Annotated in this window: 7 protein-coding genes (1 of these 7 only partly in view); 2 read left to right on the top strand and 5 right to left on the bottom strand. The window is 71.3% G+C overall.

The genetic code is table 11. The annotated features are described in order from the left end of the window. Nucleotides 1–6 precede the first annotated feature (6 nt). Nucleotides 7–2,052: a hypothetical protein gene (locus BFV98_RS20285; RefSeq protein WP_255368180.1), complete on the bottom strand. Its 2,046-nt coding sequence runs from the start codon at nucleotides 2,050–2,052 to the stop codon at nucleotides 7–9. Between the two features lie 311 nt (nucleotides 2,053–2,363). On the opposite strand from BFV98_RS20285, the gene BFV98_RS20290 reads away from it, so the two are divergent. Continuing rightward, a complete protein-coding gene (locus BFV98_RS20290; RefSeq protein WP_071097430.1) occupies nucleotides 2,364–3,905 on the top strand; it encodes a non-reducing end alpha-L-arabinofuranosidase family hydrolase in 1,542 nt (513 codons plus the stop codon). 183 nt (nucleotides 3,906–4,088) lie between these two features. Beyond that, nucleotides 4,089–4,382, top strand: coding sequence for a DUF4287 domain-containing protein (locus BFV98_RS20295; protein WP_013289088.1), 294 nt, complete (start codon nucleotides 4,089–4,091; stop codon nucleotides 4,380–4,382). Nucleotides 4,383–4,527: 145 nt separating this feature from the next. Here BFV98_RS20295 and BFV98_RS20300 read toward each other — a convergent pair whose 3' ends face one another. The 4 genes from BFV98_RS20300 to BFV98_RS20315 all read right to left on the bottom strand — a co-directional run. Continuing rightward, nucleotides 4,528–5,049: an alpha/beta hydrolase gene (locus BFV98_RS20300; RefSeq protein ID WP_013289087.1), complete on the bottom strand. Its 522-nt coding sequence runs from the start codon at nucleotides 5,047–5,049 to the stop codon at nucleotides 4,528–4,530. Between the two features lie 70 nt (nucleotides 5,050–5,119). Then, the gene (gene argS, locus BFV98_RS20305; protein WP_071097432.1) at nucleotides 5,120–6,838 is read right to left on the bottom strand and encodes an arginine--tRNA ligase; all 1,719 of its coding nucleotides are present in this window, start codon (nucleotides 6,836–6,838) and stop codon (nucleotides 5,120–5,122) included. A gap of 271 nt (nucleotides 6,839–7,109) precedes the next feature. Next, on the bottom strand, nucleotides 7,110–8,168 hold the full coding sequence (trpS, locus tag BFV98_RS20310) for a tryptophan--tRNA ligase (RefSeq protein WP_071097434.1): 1,059 nt from the start codon (nucleotides 8,166–8,168) through the stop codon (nucleotides 7,110–7,112). A gap of 270 nt (nucleotides 8,169–8,438) precedes the next feature. Beyond that, a protein-coding gene (locus BFV98_RS20315; RefSeq protein ID WP_013477419.1) for a PRC-barrel domain-containing protein crosses the window boundary here: on the bottom strand, nucleotides 8,439–8,742 show its 3' portion. Its footprint extends 140 nt past the window's final position; 304 of the gene's 444 nt are visible here — the last part of the coding sequence; its start codon lies off the right edge, out of view; the stop codon is at nucleotides 8,439–8,441.

The raw sequence follows: 8,742 nt of genomic DNA on the forward strand, positions 1-8,742 counted from the left end.
GCTCCTCTACAGCGGCAGTTCGAACAGGGATTGCAGCCCTCGGTACGTCATCTCGTGCGAGGTGACGAAGAATCCGGGGAACAACTGGCTGAGGGCGGCCTGACGGAGGACCGTCTCGCGTACGGCGTGCGTGGTCAGCTCTTCGAGGCCGGCGACGACCTCCGCCGGGACGCCGCCCTTCGCGGCTCGCTGGTACGCCTCCGCGATCGCCTCCCAGCGACCGTCGAACGTCTCCCCGAGGTCGTCGGCGACGGTTCCCCAGGTCTTCTCGAAGCGCTCCAGCTTCGTCGAGGACGTCCAGTCGACGTTCGTGACGCGGGCCGCCTCGGGGTCGACGAGCAGCAGGTCGGAGCGGAGGTCACCGACCGTGGTGGATGCCTTCCACCGGAACCGTTCGGCGAGGTGGGTGGCGAGCGCCTTCTCCGCGCCGGTCGCGGCCGGGTTGCCGGTGAACCCGACGAGCCGCAGCAGCAGATCCCGGTCCGGGTGGCCGAGCAGCATCTGCGCGACCGTCTGGCGCAGCACCGCCTCGGAGCCGCGCAGCGCGGGCGCCAGCTCCGGGTGGGCCGCGCGGACCGCCTCGACCACTGTCGCCAGCGACTTCTCCGCGAACGGCTCCAGGCCGGGCGACCGGCCGACGAGCTGCGTGACCTCGGCCGCCATCCGCCGGTGCACCTGCTGGCCGAGCCGCCACGGTTGCGCCTGCCCGGCCTTGCGCAGCGCGCGGAACTCCTCGTACGCGACGGTCTGGAGTGCCCTGTTGAACGCGGTGGTCAGCCGCTGCTCCAGTTGCCGGGCGATGGCGGCGCGTACGGCGGCGGCCCGGATGTCCCGGGGTGTCTTCGGCGGTTTCAGCTCGCGCAGGTCCTCGACCCGCTTGATGATCTCGTCGAGCGCCTCGGTCAGCTCGGCGCGGGTCGCGGCGCGGCCGGCCGACGAAACCGTCTCCGACATGCTCGCCATCAGCACGGGCCGGCCGTCGAGGCTCACCAGCGCGCCGAGCCGGGTGCCCGCACCGGCGCCTGCGAACGCCTCGGCGTGCGCCGCCTGGTTGAACACGGTCAGTGTGAGTTCGGCGTCGACGAGCAGCGCCCGGCCCTGCCGGAACAGCGCGTCGAGCACCTTCGGGGGGAAGAGCGTCCGCAGCATCGCGAGGCCCACCTGAGGCGTGGCGACGATCGCCGCCCGGCCGATCGCCACCAGCAGCGCGGCCGTCTGCGCGGTCAGCAGGCGCGCCTCCCGGGCGCCCGCGAGCAGCAGCGGTACATACCGGACGGCGGCGCGCACCGCGACGCCGCCGAGCAGCCGGGCGAGATGCACCAGACCGGTGAGCACCTGGTAGAGGTCGCCGGCGACGCGGCCGAGCAGGCGGCCGGCGGCGAACGGGTCGAGGTCGTCCAGGTGCCGGGCGAACTGGGCGGCCCAGCCGCGCCACAGCGCCAGCAGCCGTTCCGGAACCGTCGTCGGGTCCAGCGCGGCGACGATGCCGGCCAGCGCCTGGCGTACGACTGTGGCCTGGTCGGCGAGGCGCTGCACACCGGCGCGCGGGTCGACTGTGAGCACGATGAGCGTGATGAACTGCTCCTGCTGGAGACGGCCGATCAACTGCACGAGCTTGCCGAGGTCGACCACCACCGTCGCGACGGACTCCCCGACGCCGACGGCGAAGCCGTCCAGGAACAGCTTCGGGTTGATCCCGTTCCAGGCCGCGTAGTGCCGCATCGCGTCGAGCAGCGCCGGATCGAGGCCGAGCAGGTAGCGACGGAACGTGCCGTCGGAGTCGACGTCGGAGGCGGTCAGGTCGAAGAACGCCTCGGCCAGCCGGAGCTTCGCGAGCATCGAGACCAGGTCCCAGACGTTGTCCGGGGTGATGCGGCCGGTCATCGCGGCCAGCACCCGCTCGCGGGTCATCGACCGCGTGGCGTGTGCGTCCATCCAGTACTTGACCGTCAGCGCGACGAACTCCACCCGTGGATCCTGGGTGCGTGCGCCGAAGACCGCGGCCCGGTCCTCGGCGGACACCCGCGGCACGCTGAACCAGTCCCGGATCATGACGGATTCGTTCGCCGGCTGCCCCAACTCCCCCACCACCCCTCCAGCCGTGTGCACTGTCGGGCCGCGCTGAGGGCGGCGGTAGTGCTGGGTCGAGAAGCTGACATGGCCCCACGGCGTCACGCGCCCGTCGTCCATCGACTGTTACGACTTGACGAACGACGTGTTATCGCTCACAGTCGATGGCACAGGGCGGCGCCTTCGGCGGCTCACCGGGCGGGCGCGGATGGCCACGTGGCAGGCCGGGTGTGGGATCAGTGCGCTTCGACGAATTGTTAGCGCTCACAACATGTCTGATCTGAAGGAGGAACATGTTCGCTTTCGGTAGGTCCCCATCGACTGTGTCGCCGCCACGACGGCGCGGATGGCTGCCGCGCGTCGTCGCGACGGGTGCGGCCGCGGTACTCGTCGGCGCCGGCGCCGTGGCGGTCGTGTCCGCGCCCGCCGCCGCCGCGAGCGTCGACACGAACGCCTGGTACGTCCTTGTGAACCGCAACAGCGGCAAGGCGCTCGACGTCTACAACCTGGCCACCAACGACGGCGCGCGGATCGTGCAGTGGTCGCGCAACAACGGCAACCAGCAGCAGTGGCAGTTCGTCGACTCCGGCGGCGGCTACTACCGGCTGAAGTCCCGGCTGTCCGGCAAGGTGCTCGACGTCTACAACTGGTCGACCGCAAACGGCGGCAGCATCGTGCAGTGGTCCGACCTCAACGGGACCAACCAGCAGTTCCGGCTGGCCGACTCCGACAGCGGCTACGTCCGGCTGATCAGCCGCCACAGCAACAAGGTGGTGGAGGTGCAGGGCGCCTCGACCGCCGACGGCGGAAACATCGTCCAGTACGACGACTGGAACGGCGCCAACCAGCAGTGGCAGCTCGTACGGGTGGACGGTGGCGGCGGCAACCCCACCACCCCGCCTCCGACGACCCCGCCGCCGGGTGGCACGTGCAACCTGCCGTCGTCGTACCGGTGGTCCTCGACGGGTGCGTTGGCGCAGCCGCGCTCGGGCTGGGTGTCGTTGAAGGACTTCACTGTGGTGCCGTACAACGGGCAGCATCTGGTGTACGCGACGACGCACGACACCGGCTCGTCGTGGGGGTCGATGAACTTCGGCCTGTTCTCGAACTGGTCGCAGATGGCCTCGGCCAGCCAGAACGCGATGTCGTCGGGCACTGTGGCACCCACCCTGTTCTACTTCGCGCCGCGCAACATCTGGGTGCTGGCCTACCAGTGGGGACCGACCGCGTTCTCCTACCGCACCTCGACCAACCCGACCAACCCGAACGGGTGGTCGTCGGCGCAGCCGCTGTTCACCGGCAGCATCTCCGGCTCCGGCACCGGCCCGATCGACCAGACCCTGATCGCCGACGACCAGAACATGTACCTGTTCTTCGCCGGTGACAACGGCAAGATCTACCGCTCCAGCATGCCCCTGGGCAACTTCCCCGGCAGCTTCGGCTCCACCTACACCACCATCATGTCGGACTCGACGAACAACCTGTTCGAAGCCGTGCAGGTCTACAAGCTCCAGGGCCAGACCCGCTACCTGATGATCGTCGAGGCGATCGGCTCCCAGGGCCGCTACTTCCGCTCCTTCACCGCCACCAGCCTCAACGGATCCTGGACGCCGCAGGCCGCCACCGAGTCCAACCCGTTCGCCGGCAAGGCCAACAGCGGCGCCACCTGGACCAACGACATCAGCCACGGCGAACTCATCCGCACCACCGCCGACCAGACCTTCACCGTCGACCCCTGCAACCTCCAACTGCTCTACCAAGGCCGCTCCCCCAACTCCGGCGGCGACTACGGCCTCCTGCCCTACCGACCCGGACTACTCACCCTCCAGCGCTGAGCGCGTACCCCGAGATCCGGAGAGCCCGGCCCCGCGACCACGCGGGCCGGGCTCTCCGGCCTCTCGCCCGACGGCGATCGTTGCCCTGGAGGCAACGACGGTGGCCCGGTCAGTCGTTGATCGGCACCGTCCCGCCCGGGAGTGTGGAGGTCGTCACCACCTCCCGAGCGAAGGGTTGGGCAGATGTCCTTCCAGGCGTACCTCGACGCGATCGAGGACAAGACCGGCAAGACCCCGCGCGTCCTGGTCGACGAGGCCAAGGAGCGCGGCTACGACGCGGCCGACGTCAAGGCGGGCGTGATCGTGGCCTGGCTGAAGGACGAGTACGGCCTCGGCCGGGGACACGCGATGGCTCTGATTCACGTGATCAAGAACGGGCCGAGGATCAGCGCCAAGCACGTCGGCTCCACCGGCTCCCACCGCGACGACAGCGACACGCTGTGGCTGGACGGCAAGGCCGCCCGAGCCTCCGCGTAGCGGCTGTGGACAGCGACGCCTATCGTTCGCCCCATGGGAGCGATCAAGCCGTGGCACCTGTTCGTCCTGACGCTCTGCTGCCTACTGCCGCTCATCGCGGCAGTGGTGGCGGTGGTGTGGACGCGGCGGAGTCGCCGCTGACCCGTCAGCGGCCGGCGGCGAACTCCTCCACCGCCGTGCAGACCCGCCCGAGCGCCTCGGCCGAGGCCGCCAGCGGCCCGGGCACCATCATCGAGTGGTCGGCGTCGGCGACCTCCACCACGTACGGGGTCAGCCGGCGCGCCACCGCACCGTCCCAGAACCGGTCGCCGGTGCCGCCGGCCAGCAGGAATGGCGCGGTGGCCCGGCCCAGCGGCTCCCGTACCGCGGGGTCGGTCAGCAGCGGCGTCAGCCACACCGCCGGGATGCCCCGGTCGGCGGCGAGCGGCGCGGCGAAACTGCCGAGCGACTTGCCCACGAGCAGATCCACCCCGGCGTCGAGAACCGGATCCAGCTGCTCGGCGACCCACTCCGGCGCGCTGTCGAGCCGCAGCTCGCCCAGCGACCGCCAGGTCACCTCGTGCACCTCGAAACCGAGCCGGCGCAGCGCCTCCCCGATGTAGACGAAGAGCGGTCCCCGGGTGTCGTAGCCCTGTCCCGGTGCGAGTACCGCGCGCCGATCCGCCATGGTCGCCTCCCTTGCGTTCGATCGATGCGTCACGCTAGCCGCTGCATGGATTGCCGGTGACCCCTCGGCCTCACAGCCGTTCCGGGGTACGGATGCCGAGCAGGTTCAGGCCCTGCCGCAGCACCCGCCCGGTCAGGTCGCACAACACGAGCCGGCTCTCCCGCACTGGCCCCTCGGCCCGCAGCACCGGGCAGCGCTCGTAGAACGCGCTGAACGCGACCGCCAGCCGGTGCAGGTAGGCGGTCAGCCGGTGGAACTCCAACCCACCCGCCACCTCCTCGACCACCGCGGCGAAGCCGACCAGCTCCATGGCGAGCGCCCGCTCGGCCGGCTCGGCGAGCGAGACCTCCGCGTCCGGCCGCGCCGCCGCGCCGGCCCGCCGGAAGATCGACCGGACCCGGGAGTACGCGTACTGGAGGTACGGCGCGGTGTTCCCGTCCAGCGACAGCATCCGCTCCCAGTCCAGCACGTAGTCCTTGTGCCGGTCCCCGGACAGGTCGGCGTACTTGATCGCGCCGACGCCCACCGCGCGCCCCACCTCGGCGGCCTCCGACTCGCCCAGCTCCGGATTGCGCTCCCGGGCCAGCGCGGTGGCCCGCTGGACCGCCTCGGTGAGCAGCCCGGCCAGCTTCACCGACCCGCCGGCCCGGCTGCGCAGCATCCGCCCGTCCGGGCCGAGGATCGAGCCGAACCCGACGTGCTCGGCCCGCGCCGGTGCGGTGAGCCAGCCGGCCTGCGCGGCGACCGCGAACACCATCTCGAAGTGCCGCCGCTGCGGAAGCCCGACCACGTAGAGCAGCCGGGTCGCGCCGAGCGCGCCGGTCCGGTGCCGCAGCGCGGCCAGATCGGTGGCCGGGTAGCCGTACCCGCCGTCGGACTTGCGCACGATCAGCGGCAACGGCTCGCCGTCACGGCCCACCGACCCGGGCGGGAACACGCAGTCCGCGCCGTCGCTGCGCCGCAGCAGCCCGAGCCGGTCCAACTCCTCGACAGTCGGCGCGAGCTGGTCGTGGTAGCTGCTCTCGCCCCGGAAGTCGTCGCCGGTCAGGGTCACGTCGAGCAGGTCGTACACGGTCAGGAAGTAGCCCTCCGACTGGGTCACCAGCAACCGCCACAGCCGCAGCGTCGCCGGGTCACCGCCCTGCAACGCCACCACCCGCTGCCGCGACCGCTCCCGGAACGCCTCGTCGTCGTCGAACTTCTCCCGCGCCGCCTTGTAGAACCCGTCCAGGTCACCCATGGACAGCTCCTGCGCCGCACCGGCCTCGCCCAGGTCGAGCAGGTGCTCGATCAGCATGCCGAACGGTGTGCCCCAGTCACCGAGGTGGTTGGCGCGCAGCACCCGGTGCCCGAGCCACTCCAGCGTCCGCGCCGCCGCGTCCCCGATCACAGTCGACCGCAGGTGCCCGACGTGCATCTCCTTCGCCACGTTCGGCCCCGAGTAGTCGACCACCACCGTCTCCGGCTCGGCCACCACTGGCACGCCGAGCCGCGGGTCGGCGGCCAGCGCGGACACCAGCCCGCCGAGCGCGTGCCCGGCCACCGTCAGGTTCAGGAAACCCGGACCGGACACCTCGACCGCCGCGCAGACGTCGGCCAGCGCGGCGCGCTCCCGTACCTCCGCGGCGATCTCCTGCGGCGGCCGGCCGAGCCGCCGGGCCAGCCCCAGCGCCGCGTCGGACTGGAAGTCCGCGTGCTGCGAGCGCCGCACGGCCGGGTCCACCGGCACGCCGGCCACCGCCGCGAACGCCGGCGCCAGCCGGTCGGTGAGCAACCTTTCAAGATCCATGAGTACGCCGATCTCGCTGTGGATCCGCCGCGCGGATCACCTGACGGGAACGCGACGGCGGAGCGAGGACGATCGATGACGACCGGCGGCTCGATCCGCCGGTCGCAGGAGGGGAAGGCTCAGCGCAGGCGGTCGCGGGACCGCCGGCGTCGCAGCGCGCCGAGCCGGACGTCGGAGGACGTCATCGGGTACGCGTGCGAGCTGGCCATGTCGGCAGCGTAACCGGCCGGTCCGGGGTCGGCGCAAGCGCGTACCCCGGACCGGCTCGCGGTCAGGCCGAGGTGGCGACGGCCTTGCGGTAGCGCTCGGCCCGGCGCCGCACCTGGGTGTACGCGCTGCTCAGGCCCATCGCCCGGCGGACCTCGACGAGTGTGTGGCGCACCTGCTCGCGGGTCCGCTCGGTTCCGGTGACGATCAGCTCGTCGACCAGGCCGGGCTGCGCCTCGAAGCGGGCCCGGCGCTCCCGGATCGGGTCCAGGAACCGGTTGAGCGCCGTCGCCAGCGCCTCCTTGACCTCCACGTCACCGACCCGGCCGGCCCGGTAGCGGGCCTTGAGGTCGGCCACCTCCGCCCGGTCCGGATTGAAGATGTCGTGGTACTCGAAGACCGGGTTCCCCTCGACGGTGCCGGGCACGTCGGCGCGGACCCGGTTCGGGTCGGTGTACATCCCCATCACCTTGCGGCGCACCGTCGCCGCGTCGTCGGAGAGCGCGATCGCGTTCCCCTTGCTCTTGCTCATCTTCCCGGCGCCGTCCGTCCCGACCAGCGTGGGCGTCTCCGACATGAGCATGTCGGGCACCGGGAAGACCTCGCCGTAGAGGTGGTTGAACCGGCGGGCGATCTCCCGGGTCACCTCGACGTGCGCGGCGTTGTCCTTTCCGACCGGCACGACCTGGCCCTTGACGCAGAGGATGTCGGCGGCCTGGAGCACCGGGTAGCCGAGCAGGCCGTACGGCATCTCGTCCTTGCCGGCGTCCCGGGTCATCTCCTTCAACGACGGCACCCGTTCCAGCCGGGGCACAGTGATGAGGTTCTGGAACAGCGTGTTCAGGTCGCCGACCTCGGGGATCGCGGACTGGAGGTAGAACGTCGCCCGTTCCGGCTCCACCCCGGCGGCGAGGATGTCGGTGACCATCTCGCGGGCGTTGTGGGCGACCTGCTCGATGTCCGCGCGGCTGTTGCGGGTGGTGAGCATGTGCAGGTCGGCGATGATGAAGAAGCTCTCGTAGCGCTGGTGCAGCCGCACCCGGTTGGCGATGCTGCCCACGTAGTGGCCGAGGTGCAGCCGCCCGGTCGGGCGGTCGCCGGTGAGCATGCGTGCAGAGGACATGGTCGTACGCCTTTCGTGCCGTTCGCTGGCGGGGAGACGCGACCCGGGTGTCACCCAGGTCGGTGGAGCGGGCTCGTCAGAACGAGCGCCGCCATCGCCCGCCGGCGCGGAAACGGAGTCCGCCGGCACGTAATACGTCGAGGATCTGCTCCCGGCCGTCGACAGCGTGGCCCGGGAGACCGCTGCGGGTCTCCGGGAGGCAGCTGCGCGGCCGGACCATGACTGACACGGTAACCGCTCCCCGGCCTGCGCCGCTGCCTCCTGCCGCGCTTACTGCTGTCGATAGCTCTCCGTGTAGTAGCTGCCGACCCGATCCCGGTACTCGGGGTGCGCGAAGTGGTCCCTGTCGAACGCCGGCGACTCCTTCACCTGCTCCCGGGTGCGGTCAACGTGCACGACGCGGTCCAGGTGGTCGACCTGCGCCACCGTGCCGGCCGGCAGCAGCACCTTCTTGCCGAAGATCCACGGACCGGTGTCCACCACCAGGTACCGCGCGTCCGCATCCTCGTTCGCCTCGTCGATGGAGCCGATCCGCCCGTCCGTCGCCTCCACCCGGTAGCCGGTGAGGTCGATC

This window comes from Micromonospora sp. WMMB235, assembly GCF_001855515.1.
Classification (GTDB): Bacteria; Actinomycetota; Actinomycetes; order Mycobacteriales; family Micromonosporaceae; genus Micromonospora; species Micromonospora aurantiaca.